Raw genomic sequence first — 25,597 nt, 5'->3', positions numbered from 1 at the left:
TTATGGCTGAAGAATTAAAAGTAAGGTATGCCGATAAGGATTTAAACGAGTTTAAAGTCCTGATCGAGGAGAAAATTGAAAAAGCAAAAAGTCACTTGGAACTATTAAAGAGTTCTTATATGAATGATGGCAATAATGGCACGGACGATACATCGCCGACATTTAAGGCTTTTGAAGAAGGCTCTGAAACAATGAGCAAGGAAGCAAATACCCAATTGGCCATTCGTCAGGAGAAATTTATCAGGGATCTAAAGAATGCATTGTTGCGTATAGAGAACAAGACCTATGGCATCTGCAGGGTTACGGGAAAGCTGATCAGTAAAGAGCGACTAAAACTTGTGCCGCACGCAACGCTGAGTATTGAAGCGAAAAATATGCAGTCGTAAAAATAAAACGCCTTCAAGGCGTTTTTTTATTCAATGAGACTTGTTGTCGTTGTTATCTTCCTTATGGGCAGTTGTATTTTACAGGCTCAAAAAATGGTTGTCAAAACCATAGAAAATCCAGATGTATCCTTTGTTCAGATCAATGGCAATAATTGTTATGCCTTGGCTTTGGAGACCGTGGATATTCCAAGGATAACTGTTGCGGCATCAATAGACGGCGAGTATTTTCAGGAATTATTGGTGAATGTAAATCAAGAAGGGGCAACCGTATGGGTCAATACCGGTTTTCAACCCAATTTTATAATTCCAAATGATAAATTAAGCGCTCACAAGGTTATTTCCATTTCCTTAAAAATATCGATTCCCAAAAATCTTAATGTTACTGTTTACGGCACAAGCACCAATGTTGGGGTTAAAGGGCAATATGCCAACCTTAAAATCAGTTTGTCCGATGGTACATGTACCTTAAACGGAAGGGGCGAGAATGTAGTTGTCAATACCCAGAGTGGAAATATAGAGGTATTTGCAACAAAGGCGCAAATTTTGGCTTCTACAAAATACGGCAAAATTAAACGGGAGTCATTTGCCACCGGGGATGATCATTTTACGCTTAATTCCGTCACTGGAAATATCAACATCAGGAAAACCGAATAATATGTTTATTTTTGCCGAATCTATTTTTGAATAATGAGTTTAAAGAAATCCCTAGTAATCGTTATCCTAATCCTGGCAATAGACCAGATAAGCAAAGTATATATAAAGACTAATTTTGTATTGGGCGAGTCCTTAGATGTCTTTAGTTGGTTCAAGATTCTGTTTATAGAAAACGAAGGTGCTGCTTGGGGAACCAAACTAAGTGATTTACTCCCTATATCCGATGAAATAGGGAAATTGGTGCTTACCATATTCAGATTGTTTGCGATAATTGGGATAGGTTATTGGTTGTTCGATACCATAAAAAAGAATTCTTCCAAGACCTTGATATTGGCGGTATCCCTCATATTCGCGGGGGCACTGGGAAATATTTTGGATTCGGTTTTTTACGGAATGATCTTCAACGATAGCTATTCACAAGTAGCTACTGCATTTTCCTCGGAGCCTTATGGTAGCCTTTTTCATGGAAAGGTGGTGGATATGCTCTACTTTCCTATGATAGATTCCGTATGGCCAGATTGGGTGCCAGTGGTTGGGGGGAACAATTTTCGTTTTTTCGAACCCGTTTTTAATATTGCCGATACGGCGATTAGTACTGGTGTAGGGATACTAATTGTATTTAATAAAAAGGCTTTTGGGGAAAGTTCGGAAGAAGTTAAAACGAATATATCCGATCAGGGGTAACGCAAAAGTTCATGGGAACATCGTGCTTATCTATGTCCTCAATTTTTTTTTCTGCCTTAAAAAATGAGAGACCTACTTTAATAACATCGGGCCTGCACTTGTTAAGTAGTACATCATAAAACCCTTTGCCGTAACCAACTCTGTGGCCTTCTTCGTCAAAAGCCATTAATGGTAGAAAAACAACATCTATTTTTTCAGGAGACACTTCTATTCCATCTACCGGTTCGGGGATGTTCCAGCTATTTTTTTTTATGGGCGTACTATCGGTAAGCAAATAATTGACAAGATTTTGATCGTCCAACATTTTTGGAAGAAGGATATTTTTGTCCTTGCCCTGTAAAATGGACATGATAAAACTGGTGTCTACTTCCATTTTTTTCGTAATGGAAAGGAATAGATGATAATAGGAATAACTCCAAATGGGCAATTGAAGCAGTTGGTTGGCTATCAGTAAACTTGAATCTGATACAATTTGTGAAGTAAGATTTTTTCGACGTTCAGAGTAGATTAAACGCAAATCTTTTTTCAACATAAGGATGGGCTGAATCGGGGCTTTTGGGGGCAGGGTTTAATAGGAGAACTATTCCTTGGAGGCCACTGCATAATAAATTTTGAAAAAAAGCATAAGAATTAAATATGTTCCCAAGGTTATTATATAGTTGTCCATGCGTTAAATAAATTTTAATTTTCTAAATATAAATAAAAAAATATGAAATGCTCCACAAAGGGTATCGTTTTATCGACGAAATACATCATTTTTAACAAATATTTTGGATTTTGATTTATTTGTTGATTTTGAATTCATGTTAATTTCATATAAAATGTTGTTTATCAGTAAATTGCAAAACAGCGATGGCTAACGTTAATTTTTGGGAATCGGGTATTTAATCGATGTTTTTTTTGGACATATCGAATTTTATTGGATTGAATGTTAATTTTAACCTAGGGGCCGGGTTTGTTTTTTGGCAATGGAGGTACAATTTCCAAATGGTACATTTACAAAAACTTTATAGCGGTGAAACTGGTCTGGGAGTTAAAAAACTATAATCTTTATGTCCTTTGGGAAAAACACAGTAATTTTCCTTAGTAAAGTAAAATTTGACCAAATACATGTCCCATATACCAATTGAAGTACAATTAAGTTCGCTTCCTACTACTCCCGGGGTATACCAATTTTATGATTTGGAGGACAAGATATTATATGTTGGAAAGGCGAAAAATTTAAAAAAAAGGGTTAGCTCCTATTTCAATAAAATTCATGAGCAAGGTAAGACCCGTGTACTGGTAAAGAAAATTAGAAGTATTAGGCATATAGTTGTGCCTACCGAATCCGATGCGCTGCTGTTGGAGAATAATCTAATTAAAAAATACCGTCCCAGGTACAATGTTTTGCTCAAGGATGACAAGACATTTCCGTGGATTTGCATAAAAAACGAAAAGTTCCCGAGAATTTTTCCTACCAGGAAATTTATTAAGGATGGGTCCGAATATTTTGGACCGTATACCAGTATGAAAACCATTCATACCTTACTGGACCTGATTAAGAGTGTTTACCCTCTGCGCACCTGTAATTATGATCTTGCCCAAGATAAAGTGGCCGCCGGGAAATACAAGGTTTGCTTGGAATACCATTTGGGAAATTGTAAGGGTCCTTGTGAAGGATATCAACTGGAGGAGGAATATAATCGTCAAATACAGGAAATAAGGGAAATTATAAAAGGTAATTTTAAGTCCTCCCTCCAATACTTTAAAAGTAGGATGAAACTCTTGGCCCAGGAGATGAAATTTGAAGAGGCACAGCTTATAAAGGAAAAGATAGATGTCCTGGAAAATTATCAGGTTAAGACCACTATTGTAAATCCCAAGATCAATAATGTGGATGTGTTTACCATAATTTCCGATGAGGTTTTTGCTTATGTTAATTTTCTGCAATTGTCCCATGGCTCCATTATACGCTCCCATACCATGGAAATCAAGAAAAAATTGGATGAAACGGATGAGGATTTGCTTCAATTGGCTATAATTGAAATAAGACAGCGCTTCAATTCCCGTTCAACGGAGATCTACGTGCCGTTTGAGGTTACTTTGGAACAGCACCTTAAGGTAGTAGTGCCTAAATTGGGGGATAAAAAAAAGATACTGGAACTATCGGAACGCAACGCTAAATTCTTTAGACAGGATAGGTTTAAACAAATAAAGATTATTGATCCGGACAGGCATACCAATAGGATAATGGGACAAATGAAAAAGGATTTGCGACTTTCCGTGGAGCCGAGGCATATTGAGTGTTTTGATAATTCCAATATTCAAGGTACCTACCCTGTGGCGGCGTGTGTGGTGTTTAAGGATGGAAAACCTTCAAAAAAGGAGTACCGACATTACAATATTAAGACCGTAGAGGGTCCGGATGACTTTGCCTCCATGGAGGAAGTTGTTTTTAGACGGTATAGGAGACTTTTGGACGAGGGGCGGTCATTGCCCCAACTTATTGTTATTGATGGGGGTAAGGGCCAGCTGTCATCCGCCCTTAAAAGTTTGGATGCCCTTGGGTTAAGGAGAAAGATAGCCATTATTGGCATTGCCAAAAGATTGGAGGAAATTTACTTCCCCGAAGATCCTATTCCTTTATATTTGGATAAAAAGTCCGAATCTTTGAAAATAATTCAACAATTGCGAAATGAAGCCCATAGATTTGGGATCAGCTTTCACAGAAACAAGAGAAGTAAGGCCGCCATTAATTCGGAATTGGAAAGTATTGAAGGGATAGGGGGTAAAACCGTGGAAGAGTTGTTGAAAAACTTTAAATCCGTAAAAAGGATAAAAGAAGCCAGTTTGGAGAATTTGGCCCAAGCCATTGGAATGTCTAAAGCCAAGAAGATTTATGGAACCTTTCATTAAACAGTTGTAATAACCTTATGTTAAAGTCGCTTCTTATATATTGTGCGTTGATCTTTCCCCTGCTGATCCTTTCCCAGGAACGGTTGGCCAATGAGGATGTAAAAGTTGGACTGGTCTTGAGTGGGGGCGGTGCCAAAGGATTGGCACATATTGGTGCCCTAAAGGTAATTGAAGAGGCTGGGGTAAAAATAGATTACATAACAGGAACCAGTATGGGTGCTATTGTCGGGGCACTTTACGCCTCGGGTTATTCTGCAAAAGAGCTGGATTCTATTTTTAAAAATACGGATTTTGAGTCATTGATTCAAGATAATGTACCCAGGAGTGCCAAAACTTTTTATGAGAAGGAAGATTCTGAAAGATATGCCCTGACACTTCCTTTCAACAAGTTTAAAATTTCAATTCCCCAGGCCATATCGGGAGGGCAAAGTATTTACAACGAGTTTGTTAGGCTGTTGTACCATGTTAAGGATGTTAATGATTTTAGTAAACTTCCAATCCCTTTTTTGTGTGTTGCCACTGATGTAGAGACAGGTGATCAGATATTGTTGGATAAAGGCTATTTGCCCGAGGCAATTTTAGCCAGTGGTACCTTTCCCTCACTTTTTAGACCTGTGGAGATTAATGGACGAGTGTTGATAGACGGCGGTGTGGTAAATAATTATCCCATAGGTGAATTGAAGAAGATGGGGGCCGATGTAGTTATTGGGGTAGATGTACAGCATGGGCTGTCCGATAGGGAATCTTTGTTGAGCGCAACGGAAATACTTCTGCAGATCAATAATTATAGGACGGTTAGGGATATGCAAAAGAAATCGGCCCTTACAGATATTTATATTACCCCGGATATCAAGGATTACTCGGTAATCGATTTTGATATGGGAAGTGCAATTATAGACAAGGGAGAGGAAGCGGCTAGATTGCGTATGGACGAATTGTTGAAAATTTCCAAAGACCCCAATCTTAGGAGACCGCAAATTATTGCTGCGGGGATAAAGGATACGCTGTTGATCAATGAATTAACAATCCAAGGGAATTATAATTATTCCAGGGCCTATATAAAGGGTAAATTGAGATTTAATGTAGATGATAAGATAACCTTTAAAAAATTACAGCAGGGAATCAACAATTTGTCCGCTACCGGAAACTTTAGATCCATTAAGTACGAATTGCTCGATAATGGGGAAGGCGTAGGGTTATTGTTGAACGTTAAGGAAAATCCGGATAAAATGTTCATACGCCTTGGGGTTCACTTTGATGATCTCTACAAAAGTGCGGGAATTGTAAACCTCACCAGGAAGAATGTTTTAATGGATGATGATGTAGCCTCGGTAGATTTTGTTATTGGGGACAACCTAAGGTATAATTTGGAATATTATGTGGATAAAGGTTTTTATTGGAGTTTTGGAATAAATTCAAGGTTCGACGATTTTAATAAGGAAATAAATTTTGATCTGATAAAATCCAATTTTGATGTTGATAATAGTTCCAATATTAGAAAAATAAACCTAAGCGCTTCAGATCTGACCAATCAGGTGTATTTACAGACCGTAATAGAGGAAGAGTTTGCCTTTACCATTGGGCTGGAACATAAACTACAGAAATTAAGCACCAAAACATTAGGCCAGCTAGACTCCATTAGTGCACCTATCTCGGCAAATAAGAGAACCTATTTTGAAAATAGTAATTATTACAGTACCTACGGACAGCTTACCTTTGATACCTATGATGATATCTATTTCCCCACCAAAGGATTATTCTTTGACGGGGACTTTCATTTTTACGTGCTATCATCCGATTTTAACGATAATTTCAAGGAATTTTCTATTGGTAAGGCCAAGATGGGCGGAGCATTTTCTTTGACTAAAAACCTATATCTTAACCTGGAAACAGAAGGAGGGTTTAAGTGGGGCATATCGCCCATTACCTCCCTCGATTTTGTGTTGGGAGGCTTTGGGAACCATTTAATAAATAATTTTGTGCCCTTTTATGGATACGATTTTTTAAGCTTGGTAGGGAATAGTTATGTTAAGGCCTATGGCAGACTGGATTTTGAGTTTGTCCCTAAGAACCATATGTTGTTCGCGGCAAATTTTGCCAATGTGGGCGATGACCTTTTTAGAACGGCAGATTGGTTCAAAGCGCCCCAGTTTTCCGGTTATGCACTTGGTTATGGGTTCGAATCCTTTATTGGACCGATTCAGGTGATATATTCCTATTCCCCTGAAATTAAGGAAAACCACTTCTTTTTTAGTATTGGCTATTGGTTTTAATATCGTCTTTGGGTTTTTTTGTAATCAAAGCGATAATTCTTAACACTTTAAGCCAAGATTTATTCCGATATTTGTTATACAGGATTTTGATCATGCTACAATTTAGAATAGATATTATGGCCCATCTCAGGGCTATGTGGTAATTAAACGGTATTTGGATGTAGCCCAGGTTGTTTTGAAGCTTTTGGGCTACTTTCCACTATTGGCCAAGGATTTGGCTACTTATGTATTATATCAATTCAAAAATCTATTTCTATGGCAACTACCGATAAAACATCGTTAAAATTAACAAAGGAAAATCTGGATGCCCAGGATTTTCTGCCACTTCTTGGCACCGACTATGTAGAATTATATGTAGGCAATGCAAAACAGGCTGCATATTACTATATGGCCGCATGGGGTTTTCAGCCCTTGGCATATTCTGGATTGGAAACAGGAATAAAGGATAGGGTTTCCTATGTGGTACAACAGGACAAGATTAGACTGGTCTTGACTTCACCATTAAAATCTGGTGGGGATATCAATAGGCATATAGATGCCCATGGTGATGGGGTAAAGGTAATTGCATTGTGGGTAGATGATGCCAGGGAGAGTTATGTGGAAACAATGAAACGTGGGGCCGAAAGTTATTTTGAGCCCAGAGCCAAAAGGGATAAGGATGGGGAAGTGGTTGTATCCGGGATCCATACCTATGGGGAAACGGTGCATGTCTTCGTGGAGCGCAAAAACTACAAAGGAGCGTTTATGCCGGGGTTTAGGCCTTGGAATCCTTTTTATAGACCAACGGATGTTGGATTGAAATATATAGACCACATGGTAGGGAATGTAGGTTGGAACGAAATGAACAAATGGTGCCAGTTCTACGCTAAAGTGATGGGGTTTGCCCAATTGGTCTCTTTTGATGACAAAGATATTTCAACGGAATACACCGCCTTAATGAGCAAGGTAATGAGCAATGGGAACGGTAGGATTAAATTTCCTATAAATGAGCCTGCGGATGGAAAAAAGAAATCCCAAATTGAGGAGTATATAGAATTTTATAACGGTGCGGGGGTACAACATATGGCATTGGCAACCGACAATATTATTGAAACGGTGACCGCCCTAAAAAATAGGGGAGTCGAGTTCCTAAACGTACCTTCAAGTTATTATGAGGACGTGCTGGATAGAGTTGGTGCAATAGACGAGGATTTGGCGCCTTTAAGGGAGCTGGGGATACTAATAGATCGGGATGATGAGGGGTATTTGCTCCAAATATTTACCAAGCCAATTTTAGACAGGCCAACCATGTTTATTGAAATAATCCAGAGGAAAGGTGCAAGATCTTTTGGGAAGGGAAATTTTAAGGCATTGTTTGAAGCAATAGAGAGGGAACAAGAGTCCCGAGGAACGTTATAAACGGCCCCTTTTCTTAACTTTTTGCCAATTTTGACTATCTAATTATTAAATAGTGTTAACAGAATCGTTAAAGTAAGTTAAATCTTATTTTTAAAGCGAATCTTGTATTAAATTTGTACTCGTAAGGGGTGGTTCCCTTACAACTTTAAGTATTGGTTTTTCATAATTTAAAGTTTGGTTGGTTATTTAGGAAAAGCCCAGTTTTGCGACTGGGCTTTTTTTGTGAGCTAATTTTTGGAACAAATTTTGTTTTAGTAATATCAAATAAACGAAAAGTAAAATCGTTTTTATTAATTTTACAGTAGTAATAAGGTGTTACATAGGCTATTGCCATTTATGGCATAGCCATCAAAATCAAGATCGCCTATGCATTTGATAGGCAGTAAGTACATCAATGCCTACGGTAATCAGATGAATTTATACAGATGAAAAAGATTTGCATTGTACTGGTTTTAATTTTTGGTTTTACAATCAATTCCCAGGTTCAACAGCTGGAAAATGAAGGGGAGGTCCACTTGCCTGAAAATAACGAAAACACATCTGCCTTTAAAATAGGGGAATGGTTAAAGTTTAGGATACATTATGGATTTCTAAATGCCAGTTACGCTACGCTTCAAGTAAAATCCCATGAATTGGACGGTGTTCCTGTCTATCACGTAGTAGGGAATGGAAAAACAACCGGTTTTGCCAGTATATTTTTTAAGGTAGATGACACCTATGAAAGCTATTTTGATAAAAAGGATGGCAAGCCCTATAAATTTATAAGAAAGATAGATGAAGGTGGATATACCAAGGATATTGAGGTAAATTTTGACCACGAGAAGGATATTGCGGTATTAAACGATAAAAAAAAGGATAAAAAGTTTAATTTTACCATTCAAGAGGGTATTCAGGATTTGGTTTCGGCCTTTTATTTTCTCCGTAACAACTATAAAGTTGAAGAACTGGTTGAAGGGAAGTCCATAGAATTAAATCTTTTGTATGATGATGATGGGGTTTTTAAGTTTAAACTTAAATACTTGGGCAAGGAGGTTTTAAGGACCAAGTACGGGAAGGTGGAATGTTTAAAGTTCAGGCCTTATGTGCAATCCGGAAGGGTGTTCAAGGAACAGGAAAGTTTGTCCCTTTGGGTCTCCAACGACGATAATAGAATTCCCATTAGGATACAGGCAGAATTGAGTGTTGGCTCCATAAAGGCGGATTTGGACGGATATAACGGACTTAAACATCAATTTAAAATAATAATGGATTAAAATGAATAAAGAGCATATTGATTCCCAGATTTCCAAACTAGAAGAAAAATATAAGGATTCTGGACAGGACTTAAGCTCTTATTTGGACGGTCTTTTATATCAGCGCTATCTTACTTATTGGGATTACATCCATCTAGATACCCTTCTCAGTATCCAAGTGCCCAGGACCCATTTTCCTGACGAGGAAATCTTCATAATGTACCATCAGATTACTGAATTGTATTTTAAGCTTATCCTGCACGAGCAAAAGCAAATTGTGGACGATAAGACCCAGGATGTGGATTTCTTTATAGAGAAGGCAGAGAGGATCAATAGTTACTACAAAGTTTTGATATCTTCATTTAGTGTGATGATCAAGGGTATGCAGCGGGAACAATTTATGCAGTACAGAATGGCACTGCTTCCGGCCAGTGGATTCCAATCTGCCCAATATAGAATGATCGAGCTTTATGCGACCCCCATGGAGAACCTTGCACATTTTTCGGAAAGGGGTAAATTATCCTCAAAGAATTCAATTGAGGAATTGTACGAGCATATATATTGGAAAAAAGGGGCTACGGATGTGGTTACAGGGGAGAAAACATTAACCTTAAAGCAGTTCGAATATCGTTACACGCCCAGGTTGATACGTATCGCCAATGAGGTTCAGAACAGTACCATATACCATAAATACCAGCAATTGCCTCAAAAAAGTAAGGATAATAAAACCTTGGTTGAAGCGTTAAAGGCATTGGACGTTAATGCCAACATAAATTGGCCCTTGATGCACATGGGGTCGGCATATCGCTATTTGACGAAAGACGATGCGCAAATTGATGCTACTGGAGGAACAAATTGGAAGGAATATTTGCCTCCAAGTTTTCAGAAAGTTGTATTTTTTCCAGAATTGTATACAAAACAAGAGTTAAATAATTGGGGAAAACAATGGGTAGACCATATCTTTAACCCAGAAAAAGTTTAGAATAACCATGCAAAAATATTGGGGCCTATTTTTTAGTTTATTATTTATTGTTTCATGTAAGGAGGATAAGACGGTTACAGAGGAAATTGCAGAGGTGGTAACCATAGAAAAACCTGTTGTGGTAAAAGAGTTCGGATTTAATCTGGATGATTTTGAGGTCTTACGGGACACCGTCAAAAACGGGGACAGCTTTGGTGAGCTAATGTTGAGAAATAGTGTGGAATACCCAAAAATTGCGAGAGTATCGGAACACTTCCGGGATACTTTTGATGTTAGGAAAATAGTTGTTGGCAAGCCTTACCTTATTTTAAAGTCCAAGGACACCATTAATAATGCACAGGTTTTTATATATCAAAATGATCCCATTAACTATACGGTGGTCGATTTTAGGGACAGTGTCTTGGCCTATAAGAAAAAACAGAAGGTAAAATATGTGGAACGGGAAGCTTCCGGGATTATTGAATCCTCGTTGTCCGAAGCAATATTAAAACAGGGTATTGATTACAACGTCACCAATAGTCTTTCTGAAATTTACGCATGGACCATAGATTTCTTTAGACTTCAGAAGGGTGACAGGTTCAAGGTCATCTATAAGGAAAAGTATATAAACGATACTATATATGCCGGTGCAAGTGGTATAGAGGCGGCTTATTTTGAGCACAATGGTGAGCCATTTTACGCCTTTAATTTTGTGTCGGATTCCACAAAGAATATCAATGATTATTACGATGATCAGGCCAAAAACCTGAGACGTACATTTCTACAGTCACCTGTTCAGTTCAGTAGAATATCTTCCAGGTATAATTTAAACAGAAGGATAGCCTACTATGGATATAAGGTAAGGCCCCATAAAGGAACGGATTATGCAGCTCCCATTGGGACCCCCATCCTAGCTACCGCCAATGGTACCGTTATAGAATCTACCAGAAGAGGCGGCAATGGTAAATATGTTAAGATTCAGCACAATGGCACCTATAGCACCCAGTATCTCCATATGAAGAACCAGAAGGTGAAGAAAGGGGATTTTGTGAAACAGGGCGATGTTATAGGTTGGATCGGAATGACCGGTAATACTGGAGGTCCGCACGTATGTTATCGTTTCTGGAAAAATGGGCGACAGGTAGATCCGTTAAGGGAAAAATTACCGGCTGCCGAACCCATAGCCGATAGCCTTAAAACAGCTTACTTGGATTTTGTTGGGCCTAAGAAAAGTCAATTGGATTGTATTGAATACATAGAATTACCGGAAGAAGATTTGCTAACACTCAACGAATAACATGGCTTTACAGAATACCGACCCGACCAAAACAGAGGCTTGGAATAAACTTTCACAACATTTTAAAGAGAATAAGAGTATTTCCATAAAGGACTTATTTGCAAAGGATTCCGAGAGGGCTAAGAAACACAGCATTCGCTGGAATGATTTTTTTGTAGATTTCTCAAAGAATAGGATTACCCAAGAAACCCTTGAACTACTTCTACAATTGGCAAGTGAGGTTGGTTTGAAGGATGCTATCAAGAAACAGTTTGAAGGCGATATTATAAATAAAACGGAGGGAAGGGCTGTTCTTCATACGGCCTTGAGAGCTAAGAAATCGGATATCATCAAAGTAGACGGGGTAAATATCGTCCCAGAAGTTTACGAGGTTAAAAAGAAGATAAAATCCTTTACGGACTCCGTAATTTCCGGATCAAAAAAAGGGTTTACAGGCAAGGCCTTTACCGATGTGGTCAATATTGGTATTGGAGGTTCGGATCTCGGTCCTGCCATGGTAGTGGAAGCCTTAAAATTTTACGGCAACCATTTAAAAATGCATTTTGTAAGCAATGTGGATGGCGATCATGTTTATGAAACACTTAAAGGTTTAAATCCGGAAACAACATTGTTCGTGGTGGTATCCAAAACATTTACTACCCAAGAAACCCTTAGTAATGCTACTACCATAAAGAAATGGTTTCTAAAACACGCTAAGCAAGCGGATGTGTCCAAGCACTTTGCCGCCGTCTCTACCAATGCCGAGAAAATTTCGGAATTTGGAATTGATGCAGATAATGTATTCCCTATGTGGGATTGGGTTGGAGGAAGATTTTCACTGTGGAGTGCCGTTGGGCTATCCATTGGCTTGGCAGTAGGATACGATAATTTTGAGGCCATGCTAACTGGTGCCAATGAAATGGACCACCATTTTGCAACTGCTGATTTTGAGGGGAACATCCCGGTAATTCTAGCACTTATAAGTGTTTGGTATAATAATTTTTACGGTGCCGAGACAGAAGCCATTATACCCTATACCCAATACTTAAGTAGGTTTTCTGCCTATCTGCAGCAAGGGATCATGGAAAGTAATGGAAAAAGTGTGGACAGGAAAGGCAATAGGGTTTCCTATGAAACAGGAACCATAATCTGGGGAGAGCCCGGTACCAATTCCCAGCATGCCTTTTTTCAATTGATCCATCAAGGGACTAAATTGATCCCTACCGATTTTATTGGGTTTAAGGAATCCTTACATGGGGACAAGGACCATCACAATAAATTAATGGCCAATTTCTTTGCCCAGACCGAGGCTTTAATGAACGGAAAGTCTGCTGAAGAGGTTAAAAAGGAATTGGAGAATAAAAATATTTCAGAAAAAGAGATTGCCCAAATCATGCCATTTAAGGTTTTTGAAGGGAACAAACCTACCAACACCTTGTTTATAGACAAGCTGACTCCCAGTAGTTTGGGGTCCCTTATAGCCATGTACGAACATAAAATATTTGTACAGGGCATAGTTTGGAATATTTACAGTTATGATCAATGGGGTGTGGAATTGGGCAAGCAGTTGGCTACTGCCATATTAAACGATATTGAAGGGCCTGCCATTGCGAATCATGATGCTTCTACGTTAAATCTATTAAATTTATTTAAGAAATAATTGGCAATTTTGCTAAATCCTAATAAACGACATTAACTTATTGTCTTTCAGGAGTTATTAAGGTTTTTAGTGTTAAATTTGCATATGCTAATTTAACATTATAGTAATGTATTGTTGTAAAAATATACTCACTTTTGCGGCGATTATTTGTAACTAATTAACTCTTAGAAAAATGAAAAAAATGTACTTCGTTATTGCCGCATTTTTGTTAACGGCAACAGGATTTTCTCAAGGAACTATTACTGGTTCCGTAGTAGATGGCGATTTTGGCGATCCCTTGCCGGGGGCGAATATTACGGTTCAGGGCACTACAAACGGGGTTGCCGCAGATTTTGATGGAAACTTTACCATCGAGGTATCCCAAAGTTCAGGAACTTTGGTAATTTCCTATATCGGATTTATAAGTAAGAAAGTAAATTTCACCGCGGCCGGCAATATTGGTACTATAACCCTTCAACCGGACGCACAGGAGTTGGAAGGGGTGGTTATTGTAGGTTCCGGAATTATAGATTTGGCCGACGACAGACAAACGCCCATAGCAGTGTCTACCATAAAAGCAAGGGAAATAAGGGAGAAAACAGGAAATTGGGATTTACCCGAATTGTTAAAGTCAACCCCTTCCGTACAGAACGTCAAGGGAGGTGCCTTTGGGGATGGTCAAATGTTCTTGAGGGGATTTGACCAGACCAATACGGCATTCCTGCTAAACGGACAGCCCATCAACGGAATGGAAGATGGGAAAATGTACTGGTCCAACTGGTCCGGGGTATTGGATATTGCCAATGCTGTTCAGGTACAGAGAGGATTGGGATCTTCCAAATTGGCCATTTCATCTGTTGGAGGTACCGTAAACATTGTGACCAAAACCTTGGACAAACGTGAAGGAGGCTTTTTTCAAACGATGCTTGGCAATGACAATTATATTAAGACTACCGGATATTACTCTACCGGTTTAATGGATAACGGCCTGTCCGTTGCTGCAATGTTGGGTCATTGGCAAGGAGATGGTTATGTGAATAATACCGGAGGTCAAGGTCAAACCTATTTCTTGTCCTTTGGGTATGTGCCCAATGAAAATAACATTTTCAACTTTATTCTTACTGGTGCTCCACAATGGCATGCTGCTGCTGGATCTGATGATCTTAGGACATTTTTGGACAATGGTAGAAAGTACAATTCCTGGAATACAGCAAACGTTAACAGCCCAAATACGTTAAATGGAGGCGCTTACCCTGGTGGTAGAAATATTTACCACAAACCGGTAGCCAACTTGAGCTGGGACTTGACTTTTAACGATACGGCCTCTTTGTCTACCGTATTGTACGGTTCAATAGGTAGGGGAAGTTTTGCACAGTTGATAACGAGCTCTGGTGAGGCCCTTTATGCCAGGGGTTCCAACAACAACCATAACTGGGGAGGTTTGGTAACCAACTTCAATAAGCAGATCAATGAAAACCTTAATTTCAATTTCGGGGCAGATGTTCGTTTGTACAACGGAATCCACTTTAGGGATGTACGTGAGTTTATTGGGGTTAATTCTGTTTCCAATACCAGTAATTACAACGGTGGAGCCTATGAACTTACCAATGCGTATGGTGGCATTAATCCTTGGAATATAACCTTTAACCCTAATGATGACCACTCCCAGAGATTTGGTTATGATTACGAGGAAAGAATAAACTACGCGGGGGTATTTGGCCAATTGGAATATTCCAAGGGTGCTTTTTCTACCTTCTTTCAAGGGTCGGCTTCTACACAATCACATATCAGGGAGGAATTTTTGAGTGCGGCCAATGAAGGGCAATCGGAAGAATCGGAAAAAGTAAACAACCCAGGTTTTAATGTTAAGGCAGGGGTGGCCTATAACCTATCCGAGCAAAACACAGTATTTGCAAATGCAGGTTACTACTCAAGGCAGCCCTATCACAGTGATTTGTATGTAGACGATAGAAATTCAAATGAATTGAATCCTTTGGCTACCGAAAATCAGAAGATTACAGGATTGGAAGGTGGATATAAGTTTATGGGCGATATTTTATCGGCCAACCTAAATGTGTACTACACTATTTGGGATAACCGTATACAATATAGCTCCGATGATACCAATGATGATAATATTGTAGACGAGTACACCCAAACGAGCCCATTAAAACAGGTACATTCCGGAGTGGAATTGGAGTTGTTTGTACGCCCAACGGACGGGTTGAATTTTCAGGGCTTCGTATCTATTGGTAATTGGGAATATGATGGTAATGTTACTACCACTACCTCTGATGACAATGGAAATATACTGTCTACAGGAGACCCAAGTTATATAGATGGTGTGAAAATAGGTCAGGCTGCACAGTTTACTGCCGGTATTAGTGGGGACTACGAAATATTACCCAGATTTAAAGTGGATGCCAACTGGAATCTATATGATAATTTATATGGTTCCACCCAATTTGGGGATTCCGAATTTTCAACGGCCAATAATAGGGGAGCTATTAAATTGCCTTCCTATGACACCATGGATGCCGGACTCTCTTACCGTATGTTGGTCGGGAAGGAGAACAATAGATCCCTACAATTCCGTTTAAACATTAATAATGTCTTTGACGAGGTTTACTTGGAAAGCTCTAGTGATAACACACATGTTGAGCCTGGAGATGACGTATGGAACGGTGTAAATACCGATAACCGGGTTAGGTTTGGTTATGGTAGGACCTGGAACATTAACATGCGGTATAACTTCTAAGTACTATTGGAAGTAAAAATTAATGACCCCGCTAAATTGCGGGGTTTTTTTATTCCCAAAAATCCTTACATTTATAAATTAAAATAAAAACTATGGAAGATTACGGATTAGCACATCAATGGATTCTCGCCTTACATTCTTATTTTGCCTATGTGGTATTGGCTGTATTGTTTTTAGCCGTGGCCAATGGTATTTTGGGGTGGACAGGAAAAAAGGATTTCACTCTGAAAAAGGATTTTAGAATTAGCCTATTTGCGCTTATTTTATCGCATTTACAGCTGTTGGTGGGGCTAGTACTCTATTTTGTGTCTTCCAACGGGCTAAACGCCATAAAAACATTAGGTATGGGCGGCTTAAACTCGGCATCCCGTTTGTTGGCAGTGGAACATCCGTTTATCAATATAATCGCAATTGTCTTTATTACTGTTGGCTGGTCCAAACACAAGAAAGTATTGGAAGGTAAAAGGAAGTTTAAGACCATTACCATTTTTTACGGTTTGGGATTAATCCTTATCCTTAGCAGAATTCCATGGGCACAATGGCTCAATTAAGGAATTGTCTTTGGGGATGTCAAGGTTTATCTGTTTGCCACTGTTACCATCTTAACAGATTTAATTAAAAAAAGTCATTAATCAAATTTATGTACCATATGAAAAATTTAGTTATTGTTGTTCTGGCGCTTATGGCCATACCCGGAATATCCCAGGAAATATCCTTGTTTAATGGCAAAGATCTGTCGGGCTGGACCATCTACGGCACCGAAAAATGGTATGTGGAAGATGGACTACTTGTTTCGGAAAGTGGACCGGACAAACAATATGGTTATTTGGCCACGGATAAATATTATGATGATTTTGAACTTACCTTGGAGTTTAAACAGGAAGCCAATGGAAACAGTGGGGTGTTTGTTCGGTCTACTGTAGATGGCACCAAAGTTAGTGGCTGGCAAGTGGAGGTTGCACCTCCGGGCCATAATACGGGAGGTGTTTATGAATCCTATGGCAGGGGTTGGCTAATTAAGCCCGATCCCGAAAAGGATAAGGTACTCAAGGTAGGGGAGTGGAATACGATGAAAATTAAGCTGTCCGGCAATAAGTTGACCTCTTGGCTCAATGGCACGGAAATGGTTAGCATTACCGACGATAAAATTGGAGCCGGTAAAGGTGCCATTGCCCTTCAAATACACGACGGTGGCGGAATAAAGGTAAAGTGGAGAAATATCAATATTGTACTTCCGCAATAAGTATTTAGTCTATGGCCTTAATTAGGTGGATATATACCGGGAAATGGTCGCTGTAGCCCGCAGTATAGCTTCCGCCTGCATAAGTGCGTAAGGGATATCCTTTATATTGGCCCTTTTTATCAATGAGGTAAGGCGGATTATATACTCCCGCCTTCCAGAAGTAATATTGGCCTGGCAATTTGCGTGTAATATTGGCGGTGAAAAAGATTTGATCAAATAGGTTCCATTGATCCCTATAGGCCAAGGAGCCGATTCCTTTTTTATAAAGTTGTTCCATAGGATTATAAAGATCGCTATTCTCCAAATTGAATAGCTTTCCCCTGGTCTTCAATATTTTTTTTAAACTATCGTCTATTGGATCGTCATTAAAATCGCCCATACTGATGATTTTGACCTCTGGGCCCAACTTTGAAATGGAATCTATAATTCGCTTGTTGAGTCGGGCCGCCTCTAGTCTATAGGGTTTGCTCCTGGCTTCCCCTCCGCTTCTGGAAGGCCAGTGGTTTACGATGAAGTGCATCTCCTCTCCATCCAAAAGACCGCTTACAACCAGTTGATCCCTAGTGTAATCCCTATAATCTTCTTCATTACTGAGCAAAAGTCGACGACTGATAAATGAAGTGGGCAGGAAAGCAGTTTTTTTATATAAAAGGGCCACATCGATACCTCGCTCATCAGGGGAGTCAAAATGTACTATTCCATAGCCTTTATCTCTAAGGTGGGGATGGTTGGTCAGATCTTCAACTACCTGTCTATTTTCCAATTCGCACAGCCCAATAATATCTGGGGAGGATGGGGCATCGGGACTTCCTATTTCCGACAAGACTTTGGACAAATTGTGTATTTTTTGGTTATATCGCTCTAAGGTCCAGTTGTCTTTCCCAGTTGGTGTGCGGTCGTCATCATAAGTTAGGGAGTCGTTGAAGGTATCAAATAAGTTTTCCAAATTGTAAAAGGCCACGGTCCTTATTTGGTATGTTTTACTTTCCTGTGCCATGGTAATGTTCAGGATAAATAGGAGTATAAAAAATGTGAAGCCAATACCCATAGATTATATGATTGATTTAACTAATGCAGTATTTATATTAATTTTCTTGGAATAAATTAAGAATAATCTGTCAAATTTTATATATTAATGGTCGTTTTGTTAAAGTATTCCATCTTCATCAATGAGAATTGGTTTAGCAATATCCTATTTCATACTGCATAGCATCTGGAGTTATGCACAGGAAATCTACTATGTTAAGGGTTTTGTTAAGGATATAGCAACCCGTGATCCCATTGAATTTGCCAAAATTGAAATTTCGGGGTCTGTGTTTGTGGAATCTGATCCCGTGAATGGAAAATTTGTGCTTTCCCTAAAAAAACCTGGAGATTTTATTCTATCTATTTCCGCCCAAGATTATCTGTCTAAAAGAATCCCTATTTCCATAGGGGATGGAGATCTGGATTTGGGAATTATTTTTTTGGACCGGGATATTGTTCAGGATAAAACAGACAATTTAATTACTTTAACGGATTCCGATTTGTTGGAAGATGGGAGCATTTCAATGAGCGTGGGCATGCTACAGGCCACCAAGGATATTTTTTTAAATAGGGCAGCATTCGATTTTGGCCAGGCATTTTTTCGTGTAAGGGGCTATGGATCGGAAAATGGCATTATACTTCTAAATGGAATTCCAATGAACAAATTGATGGACGGACGCCCTCAATGGAATAACTGGGGAGGCCTTAACGATGTAACACGAAATCAGGAATTTACCCATGGGTTACAGGCATCGGATTACTCCTTTGGTGGTGTTTTGGGAGTTACCAATATTAGTACTAGGCCATCTTCTTTAAGGAAAGGATTGCGTTTATCTACCTCGGCATCCAATAGAACTTATACAGGCCGATTTATGGCAACCTATACCTCGGATCTGCCACAGAAAGGTATAAGTTATAGTATCTCCGCATCCAGAAGGTGGGCCAAAGAGGGTTATATAGATGGAACCTTGTACGATGCCAATTCTTTTTTTGGTGCTTTTGAATTTAAATTGGATGACAGAAATAGTGTAAATCTAACGAGCATATGGGCCTCCAATCGCCGAGGAAGTTCTTCAGCGATCACCGAGGAAGTTTTTCAGTTGGCCGGGAACAAATACAACCCTTATTGGGGTACCCAAAATGGTGAAATTAGAAACTCGAGGGAAAGAAAAATTGTGGAGCCTATATTTATGTTCAACCACTATTTCAGTTCTAAAAGGTTCTATCTAAACACCGGAATTTCCTATCAATTTGGAACAATTTCCAAAGGAAGGATAGGATACTATAATGCCCCCAATCCGGATAAAACTTATTATAGATATTTGCCTAGTTATTATATCAATAGTCCTATAGGAGCCAATTTTATAGCTGCCAATATGGCCAAGGACGGATTCTTGAAAAATCCACAGTTAAATTGGGACCAACTATACGGGGCAAATTCCAGTTTGTCTGTACAAGGAAAAGCCGCCTATATTTCCTACGAGGATATCAATGAAAATCAACAATTTAATGTAACTACCATTGGTAATTACGCTCTAAACGACCACTTCAAAATTGATTTTGGAGGACATTATTCCAATTTGGACTCGGACAACTATGCAGAAATCAGCGATTTGTTGGGAGCGGATTATCACGAGGATATAGACCCGTTTTCCAATACAAAAAATGATTTGGACGGAAATATCAATAAGACAACATCCAATCTATTCAACTATTATTACAATATAAAGGCTGAAGTCTATGATGCCTTTGCCCAAATCGGTATAAGATATCCGAAATGGGACGGGTTCTTGGCCGCAAATTATGTCTCTACCAATTATCAAAGGTACGGTAAGTTTAGGAACGAACGATTTGCAAATTCTTCCTTTGGTAAGGGCGAAAAAGTTGGGTTTTCCAATTTTGGAGCCAAAGCGGGTTTAACCTATAAATTTAATGGGAGGCATTGGGTTGCCTTAAATGGGGCTTTTTTGACCAAGCCACCGGTTTATCAAAATGTTTTTATTAACCCAAGGGAGAATAATCAGGTGGTAAATAATCTTCAAAGTGAAATAATAACATCCACAGACCTTAATTATTATCTTAGACTACCAAATGTAACCGGACGCTTTTCTGGCTATTATACGCGATTTCAGAATACTACCGATATCAATTTTTTCTTTGTGGATGCAGGGGTGGGCAGCGATTTTGTGCAGGAAGTACTTACGGATTTGGACAAGCTTCATTTGGGAACGGAATTAGGGTTGGAGTATCAACTTTCATCGGCTGTGAAAATATCCTTGGTGGCGGCCTTGGGCAAATTTTTGTATGCCAGTGATCCATATGTAACCATAAATTTTGATACGGCCGGAGCAGAGGAGGATATTTTAAGTCCAGAAGGCAATATAGAATTAGGGGTTGCAAAGTTGAAGGATTACAAATTGTCCCAAGGACCTCAAAAAGCATTTGCCTTGGGGATGGAATACAGAGACCCCAAATATTGGTGGATAGGGGCTACTGCCAATTATTTAGGGAACAATTACCCCGGTATTTCTACTATAACAAGGACACAGAGCTTTTATTTGGATCCCGATACCGGGATGGCATTTCCCAATGCTACCGATGAAAATGTAGCACGCTTACTGTCCCAAAATAAATTGGACAACTTTTATTTACTGAATATTGTGGGGGGCAAATCATGGTTGAAAAAGGGTAAGTATATAAGCGTTTTTGCGAGTATTAACAATGTTTTTGATTCAGTTTTTAGAACGGGTGGATACGAACAAAGTAGGAACGGTAATTTTGGTCAGTTGCATCAGGACAATTTAAGTGGTAACCCCTCTTTTGCACCTAAATATTGGTATGGCTATGGACGAACCTATTTTATAAATTTTGCTATTGGTTTTTAATATTCCCATTTGTAAACGGATTGGAGAGAAATAATGGAACAATGAATTTCAGGATCAACAATTTTGGATGCATTACCACGCTTCTGGGTCTATACCTTGTAATAGCCTGTGTTAATGACAATAATTTTGAAACTCCCAATGCCATTTGTGAATCGGATCTTTCGGCCAATTTTACCATAGGGGAGTTAAAAGCACTTTATGTTGATGAATTGATACAGATTCAGGAAGATTACATTTTAGAGGGGTATGTAGTATCATCCGATATAGCGGGCAATTTTTTTGGCACCCTGCACATACAGGATAATCTTGCCAATCCTACCCAGGGTCTTCAATTGGAAATTGACCTCAGGGATTCACATTTGTTTTATGAAGTGGGAACAAAAATCTTTATAAGAGCTAAGGGGCTTTATTTGGGTAAGAGTAAGGGAGCAATTGTACTTGGCGGTGTTTTTAGTGCTTTCGGAAACCTCTCTGTGGGGCGTTTGCCTGCTGCGATAGTTCAGCAGCATTTATATAAGGCCTGTGATCCATTGGGAATACTCCAGCCCAAATCGGTTGGTATTAATGAGTTGGACGATTCCATGTTAAGCACCTTGGTTCAATTTAGCAATATGGAAATTTTACTGGACGAATTGGGACAAACCTTTGCCGAAAAAGAGAAAGAAACCATAAGGACTTTGACCAATTGTGAGGATTTGGAACTAGAACTGTTGAACAGTGGGTATTCCGATTTTCAGGCTAGTTTTTTGCCGGAAGGCAATGGATCCATAACCGGGGTATTGGTAAAGGACAATAAGACTTATCAGTTGGTAATAAGGGATACCACGGATATTGCTCTTACGAATATACGTTGTGAGGATTTGGTGGATGAATTTACCTCCACGAAAGTTTTTATTTCGGAGTTGGCGGATCCGGATAACAATGCAGGCGCTAGGTTTGTAGAGCTTTATAATTCAGATTCGGAACAGTTGAATTTAAAGGGATGGACTTTAAGAAGGTACACTAATGGCAATACTGAAGTTGGTTCTACCATTGACTTGTCCGGATATGTCATTGAGGGCAATACTACCTTTGTTATTTCCCCGAATGCTTTGGAGTTTGAAGCGGTATATGGCTTTCCGCCCAATCACAGCGTTTCCACCAATAGTCCTGCAGATTCCAACGGGGATGATAATTTGGAATTGGTAGATCCTTTTGGGACCGTTATAGATAGTTTTGGGGTCATTGGAGAGGATGGCTCCGGTACCAACCATGAATTTGAGGATGGCAGGGCCTTAAGGAATGAAAACGTCTCTGAAGCAAATCCACATTTTACGCCCAGTGAATGGACCATTTACAATGATTCCGGAAAAGGGGGTACCATTAATGAACCTCAAAATGCTCCGGACGATTTTGATCCTGGTATTCGGTAATTTTAAGCGTTGCTCCTATTGGTTATTAATTTAAGAAGATCTGCCGATTTGATGGGTTTTAAAATGTAATTGCTTACCAAACTATAATCTTTTGCCTTAATTACGTCTCGTGGATCTATGGAGGAACTGATGATATAAATGGTTACCTCCTTGGTACTGCTATTTGGCATTTTAATAAAATCGTCCAGAAACTCCCATCCATCCATAATGGGCATATTCAGGTCCAATAAAATAATGGAGGGAAGTGCTATGCACTCAGTAACCATATTGTTCAATCCATCTATAGCATCCTGTCCGTTTTGATAGACCAATATGGTATTACAGAAATCGATTTCCTTCATCGATTTTTTAATTCCATATATGGCAATGGGGTCGTCATCTATGATACAACTACTTTCAATTTTTTCCATGATTCTTTAATTTTATGCAGCGACCAAGGTGATTTTAAAAAGTGTTCCCTGGTCAACAGCACTCTCCACTTCAATTTTTCCATTCATGGCCTCTATTTGGTTTTTGGTAATAAAAAGCCCTATGCCCTTGGAATCCTCATGATCGTGAAATGTTTTGTACATTCCAAAGAGCTTTTTGCCATGTCGCTCAAGATTGATTCCCAAGCCATTATCCCTGAAATTCAAAATGATGTTATTTTCTGTTTTGGTGGCCTGTATGGTAATCTTTGGAATTCTATTGGGACTACTGTATTTAATACTGTTGGTGAAAAGATTTAGAAGAACACTATCCAGATAGGCGTGTATACCTTTGACCTTAATGGATTGGTCTATGGAAATATGGCATTCTACATTTTTTTGTTGTAGGAGGGCACTAATATTTTTTTCTACGTTTTTAACTATTTTATTTAAATTAACATCCTGTAATTGGCTTTTGGCATCAGTAGTGATCTGAACAACTTCGTTTAGATGCATAACCGTTTCGTTTAAACTTTCGGATGCATGCATTATCATTGTTTCAATTTCCTTTTTTTCGCTTTCCCCCTGTTCCTCTTGTAAATAATTGGATAACATGGAAAGATTGGAAGAATGTGAGCGGAGATTGTGGGAAACAATATGGGCAAAATTTAATAAGCTATTATTCTGACTTTTAGTTAATTCCAAAAACTCCTCAGATTTCTTTTGGGCTTCTATTTTAGCGGTAATATCCAACACTTGGGAAATAAAATGCGAAATATTGCCTTCTATATCCTTAACGGCAGTAACAGTGAGCACAACATATACGATCTGTCCCTTTTTGTGGAAGTATCTTTTTTCCAACTGGTAACTATTGCTGTTCCCTTCCAATAGTGCTTGTAATTGGCTTAAGTCCTTATCAAGATCTTCAGGATGTGTAATATCTTGAAAGGAAAGCTGTAATAGTTCTTTTCTTGAATACCCCAGGCTAAGACAAAGGTTGTCATTTACGTCCAACCACGAGCCATCGGTTGCGACCAACGCCATACCTACAGCCGAAGATTTAAAGGATCCCTTAAAGGATTCTTCGTTCTTATTTAATTTTAATTGGGTGTTCACTAATTTTGTGATGTCCCAATTGGTCCCGACCATTTTAATTATTTTTCCCTCATTGTCCTTAAAAATTCCGGCATTGGCCTTAATGTGTTTTATAGTGCCGTCTGGATGAATAATTCGAAACGCGGTCTTAAAATCTTGAATTCCGGCCAATGCCATGTCAAATTCCTTTAGGCATCGCTCTAGGTCATCCGGATGTACGGTAGCTTTCCAAGATTCGAAAGTGCCTTTAAAGTCTTTAGGTTTTACTCCAAATAAAGGAAACATTTCGTCGTTCCACTCAAGCTCATCTTCCAGTACATTGTATTCCCAAATTCCTATATTGGCTACTTCCGTAGCCAAATCGAGCCTTTCCTTAATTTGGGCATTTTTGATTTCGGCCTTTTTCTTTTTGTCTATATCTTGAAATATTCCGTATAGCCTAACACATTTTCCATTGACCAACTCGGGCATTCCCTTGGCCCGTACCCACTTCTCTTTGCCTTTGGCCGTAACGATCTGTAATTCGGTATCCCATTCTTCTCCTTTGTTTATGGCCTTTTGGATCAATTTGACAATTTTTTCCCTATGTTCCCCTTCCTTATAGAAATTTATTCCTGTCTCCAGACGAGGAACATAATCCATAGGCACTTCATGTATCTCCTTTGTAATTCTGGACCAATGAATGGTGTTGGTTATTATATCCATATCCCAGCCTCCCATTTTAGCTACATTTTCAGCCGCAATCAAAAGATCTTTAGCGCGCTTCACTTTGGTAATGTTGGTGCTGGTTATTATAAGGCCACCTATGGTGCCGTCCAAATCTTTCCAAGGTTTAATGCTCCATTGATACCAATGGTTGCTGCCATCTGGCATAATATGTTTTTGTTCTTCAACAATACTATCCTCAATGGAAAAACTATTTTCGAGGACTTTTCGAAATGCCGGAGGAGTATTGGGAACTATCTCAAAAAAGGATTTTCCAAAGATTTCCTTATCCTGGCTTACAAATTCTTGTTGCCAAGAGTTGGAACAATTTATAAAACAAAGATTGGTATCCAAGGTTGCAATGGCAATAGGGGCTTCTTCTATTGTTATCGTTCGTGTTAAGGTATCCAAAATCATACAGGGTTTTAGGGGAATTAGACAAGTAATTATATAAACGTAGGAATATGGCTATAAATTGTGAAGGGCAATTAAATTACCAAAAGATGTTGGATTTTAGACATTTTAAAGGGTAATTATTCCATGAAACACCATTTTAAACGAGGCGGCACTTTCATTAAGGACATATTTGATTTTTAGAATGAATGACCTTGAACCATTATGGAGATACAACTATAGGTTAGGGAATTTTTTAGCGCATGACCCGT

19 protein-coding genes are annotated in these 25,597 nt (G+C 39.0%); 15 read left to right on the top strand and 4 right to left on the bottom strand.

Annotated elements, in window-relative coordinates; genetic code table 11:
• The first annotated feature begins 2 nt into the window (after nt 1–2).
• The 3 genes from QSE00_RS14280 to QSE00_RS14270 all read left to right on the top strand — a co-directional run bounded on the left by QSE00_RS14280 (nt 3) and on the right by QSE00_RS14270 (nt 1,724).
• Entirely contained in the window at nt 3–386 is a 384-nt protein-coding gene (locus QSE00_RS14280; RefSeq protein ID WP_031445713.1) for a TraR/DksA family transcriptional regulator, read from the top strand.
• Nucleotides 387–479: 93 nt separating this feature from the next.
• On the top strand, nt 480–1,040 hold the full coding sequence (locus tag QSE00_RS14275) for a hypothetical protein (protein ID WP_181422794.1): 561 nt from the start codon (nt 480–482) through the stop codon (nt 1,038–1,040).
• Nucleotides 1,041–1,073: 33 nt separating this feature from the next.
• A complete protein-coding gene (locus tag QSE00_RS14270; RefSeq protein WP_286106462.1) occupies nt 1,074–1,724 on the top strand; it encodes a lipoprotein signal peptidase in 651 nt (216 codons plus the stop codon).
• On the opposite strand, the gene QSE00_RS14265 is transcribed toward QSE00_RS14270, so the two are convergent.
• A complete protein-coding gene (locus tag QSE00_RS14265) occupies nt 1,696–2,256 on the bottom strand; it encodes a 5-formyltetrahydrofolate cyclo-ligase (RefSeq protein WP_286106461.1) in 561 nt (186 codons plus the stop codon). The genes QSE00_RS14270 and QSE00_RS14265 overlap by 29 nt on opposite strands.
• 578 nt (nt 2,257–2,834) lie before the next feature.
• Between QSE00_RS14265 and uvrC the strand changes: the two genes are divergently transcribed.
• The 10 genes from uvrC to QSE00_RS14215 all read left to right on the top strand — a co-directional run bounded on the left by uvrC (nt 2,835) and on the right by QSE00_RS14215 (nt 17,402).
• Nucleotides 2,835–4,622 (top strand): excinuclease ABC subunit UvrC, encoded by a 1,788-nt coding sequence (uvrC, locus tag QSE00_RS14260; RefSeq protein ID WP_286106460.1) that lies wholly within the window; start codon nt 2,835–2,837, stop codon nt 4,620–4,622.
• 17 nt (nt 4,623–4,639) lie between these two features.
• Nucleotides 4,640–6,895, top strand: coding sequence for a patatin-like phospholipase family protein (locus tag QSE00_RS14255; protein WP_286106459.1), 2,256 nt, complete (start codon nt 4,640–4,642; stop codon nt 6,893–6,895).
• Nucleotides 6,896–7,150: 255 nt separating this feature from the next.
• Nucleotides 7,151–8,293 (top strand): 4-hydroxyphenylpyruvate dioxygenase, encoded by a 1,143-nt coding sequence (gene hppD, locus QSE00_RS14250; RefSeq protein WP_286106458.1) that lies wholly within the window; start codon nt 7,151–7,153, stop codon nt 8,291–8,293.
• A 425-nt stretch (nt 8,294–8,718) separates the two neighbouring features.
• On the top strand, nt 8,719–9,546 hold the full coding sequence (locus QSE00_RS14245; protein ID WP_286106457.1) for a DUF3108 domain-containing protein: 828 nt from the start codon (nt 8,719–8,721) through the stop codon (nt 9,544–9,546).
• A 1-nt stretch (nt 9,547) separates the two neighbouring features.
• Nucleotides 9,548–10,507, top strand: coding sequence for a tryptophan 2,3-dioxygenase family protein (locus QSE00_RS14240; RefSeq protein ID WP_110354435.1), 960 nt, complete (start codon nt 9,548–9,550; stop codon nt 10,505–10,507).
• Nucleotides 10,508–10,514: 7 nt separating this feature from the next.
• A complete protein-coding gene (locus QSE00_RS14235) occupies nt 10,515–11,783 on the top strand; it encodes a peptidoglycan DD-metalloendopeptidase family protein (protein WP_110354436.1) in 1,269 nt (422 codons plus the stop codon).
• 1 nt (nt 11,784) lies between these two features.
• Nucleotides 11,785–13,422 (top strand): glucose-6-phosphate isomerase, encoded by a 1,638-nt coding sequence (gene pgi / locus QSE00_RS14230; RefSeq protein WP_286106456.1) that lies wholly within the window; start codon nt 11,785–11,787, stop codon nt 13,420–13,422.
• Between the two features lie 172 nt (nt 13,423–13,594).
• Complete coding sequence (locus QSE00_RS14225) at nt 13,595–16,159, top strand: TonB-dependent receptor (RefSeq protein ID WP_286106455.1); 2,565 nt, start codon at nt 13,595–13,597, stop codon at nt 16,157–16,159.
• Between the two features lie 92 nt (nt 16,160–16,251).
• Nucleotides 16,252–16,710, top strand: coding sequence for a hypothetical protein (locus QSE00_RS14220; RefSeq protein WP_286106454.1), 459 nt, complete (start codon nt 16,252–16,254; stop codon nt 16,708–16,710).
• Between the two features lie 98 nt (nt 16,711–16,808).
• Nucleotides 16,809–17,402, top strand: a complete 594-nt coding sequence (locus QSE00_RS14215; protein WP_110354789.1) for a 3-keto-disaccharide hydrolase — start codon at nt 16,809–16,811, stop codon at nt 17,400–17,402.
• 4 nt (nt 17,403–17,406) lie between these two features.
• On the opposite strand, the gene QSE00_RS14210 is transcribed toward QSE00_RS14215, so the two are convergent.
• On the bottom strand, nt 17,407–18,450 hold the full coding sequence (locus QSE00_RS14210; protein ID WP_286106453.1) for an endonuclease/exonuclease/phosphatase family protein: 1,044 nt from the start codon (nt 18,448–18,450) through the stop codon (nt 17,407–17,409).
• A gap of 121 nt (nt 18,451–18,571) precedes the next feature.
• Between QSE00_RS14210 and QSE00_RS14205 the strand changes: the two genes are divergently transcribed.
• Both QSE00_RS14205 and QSE00_RS14200 read left to right on the top strand, forming a co-directional pair.
• Nucleotides 18,572–21,313 carry a TonB-dependent receptor gene (locus QSE00_RS14205; protein ID WP_286106452.1) on the top strand — a complete coding sequence of 914 codons (2,742 nt, stop codon included), beginning with the start codon at nt 18,572–18,574 and terminating at the stop codon, nt 21,311–21,313.
• Between the two features lie 41 nt (nt 21,314–21,354).
• A complete protein-coding gene (locus QSE00_RS14200; protein ID WP_286106451.1) occupies nt 21,355–22,725 on the top strand; it encodes a DUF5689 domain-containing protein in 1,371 nt (456 codons plus the stop codon).
• Nucleotides 22,726–22,727: 2 nt separating this feature from the next.
• Here the strand turns inward: QSE00_RS14200 and QSE00_RS14195 are convergent, their stop codons facing one another.
• Complete coding sequence (locus QSE00_RS14195; protein WP_110354443.1) at nt 22,728–23,135, bottom strand: response regulator; 408 nt, start codon at nt 23,133–23,135, stop codon at nt 22,728–22,730.
• Between the two features lie 12 nt (nt 23,136–23,147).
• The gene (locus tag QSE00_RS14190; protein ID WP_286106450.1) at nt 23,148–25,349 is read right to left on the bottom strand and encodes a PAS domain-containing sensor histidine kinase; all 2,202 of its coding nucleotides are present in this window, start codon (nt 25,347–25,349) and stop codon (nt 23,148–23,150) included.
• Between the last annotated feature and the right edge of the window lie 248 nt (nt 25,350–25,597).

The organism is Arenibacter flavimaris, assembly GCF_030291335.1.
Lineage (GTDB): Bacteria > Bacteroidota > Bacteroidia > Flavobacteriales > Flavobacteriaceae > Arenibacter.
The sequence above is the reverse complement of the archived record's forward strand: the minus strand, read 5'-3'. Positions and strand labels throughout refer to the sequence as shown.

Bases quoted from the DNA above. Each gene is read 5' to 3' on its own strand.
- QSE00_RS14225 (WP_286106455.1), top strand. From the start codon at position 13,595: ATGAAAAAAATGTACTTCGTTATTGCCGCATTTTTGTTAACGGCAACA.
- QSE00_RS14205 (WP_286106452.1), top strand. From the start codon at position 18,572: ATGAGAATTGGTTTAGCAATATCCTATTTCATACTGCATAGCATCTGG.
- QSE00_RS14275 (WP_181422794.1), top strand. From the start codon at position 480: ATGGTTGTCAAAACCATAGAAAATCCAGATGTATCCTTTGTTCAGATC.
- hppD (WP_286106458.1), top strand. From the start codon at position 7,151: ATGGCAACTACCGATAAAACATCGTTAAAATTAACAAAGGAAAATCTG.
- QSE00_RS14190 (WP_286106450.1), bottom strand. From the start codon at position 25,349: ATGATTTTGGATACCTTAACACGAACGATAACAATAGAAGAAGCCCCT.
- uvrC (WP_286106460.1), top strand. From the start codon at position 2,835: ATGTCCCATATACCAATTGAAGTACAATTAAGTTCGCTTCCTACTACT.
- QSE00_RS14245 (WP_286106457.1), top strand. From the start codon at position 8,719: ATGAAAAAGATTTGCATTGTACTGGTTTTAATTTTTGGTTTTACAATC.
- QSE00_RS14265 (WP_286106461.1), bottom strand. From the start codon at position 2,256: ATGTTGAAAAAAGATTTGCGTTTAATCTACTCTGAACGTCGAAAAAAT.
- QSE00_RS14280 (WP_031445713.1), top strand. From the start codon at position 3: ATGGCTGAAGAATTAAAAGTAAGGTATGCCGATAAGGATTTAAACGAG.
- QSE00_RS14220 (WP_286106454.1), top strand. From the start codon at position 16,252: ATGGAAGATTACGGATTAGCACATCAATGGATTCTCGCCTTACATTCT.
- QSE00_RS14270 (WP_286106462.1), top strand. From the start codon at position 1,074: ATGAGTTTAAAGAAATCCCTAGTAATCGTTATCCTAATCCTGGCAATA.
- QSE00_RS14235 (WP_110354436.1), top strand. From the start codon at position 10,515: ATGCAAAAATATTGGGGCCTATTTTTTAGTTTATTATTTATTGTTTCA.
- QSE00_RS14200 (WP_286106451.1), top strand. From the start codon at position 21,355: ATGAATTTCAGGATCAACAATTTTGGATGCATTACCACGCTTCTGGGT.
- QSE00_RS14195 (WP_110354443.1), bottom strand. From the start codon at position 23,135: ATGGAAAAAATTGAAAGTAGTTGTATCATAGATGACGACCCCATTGCC.
- pgi (WP_286106456.1), top strand. From the start codon at position 11,785: ATGGCTTTACAGAATACCGACCCGACCAAAACAGAGGCTTGGAATAAA.
- QSE00_RS14240 (WP_110354435.1), top strand. From the start codon at position 9,548: ATGAATAAAGAGCATATTGATTCCCAGATTTCCAAACTAGAAGAAAAA.
- QSE00_RS14210 (WP_286106453.1), bottom strand. From the start codon at position 18,450: ATGGGTATTGGCTTCACATTTTTTATACTCCTATTTATCCTGAACATT.
- QSE00_RS14255 (WP_286106459.1), top strand. From the start codon at position 4,640: ATGTTAAAGTCGCTTCTTATATATTGTGCGTTGATCTTTCCCCTGCTG.
- QSE00_RS14215 (WP_110354789.1), top strand. From the start codon at position 16,809: ATGAAAAATTTAGTTATTGTTGTTCTGGCGCTTATGGCCATACCCGGA.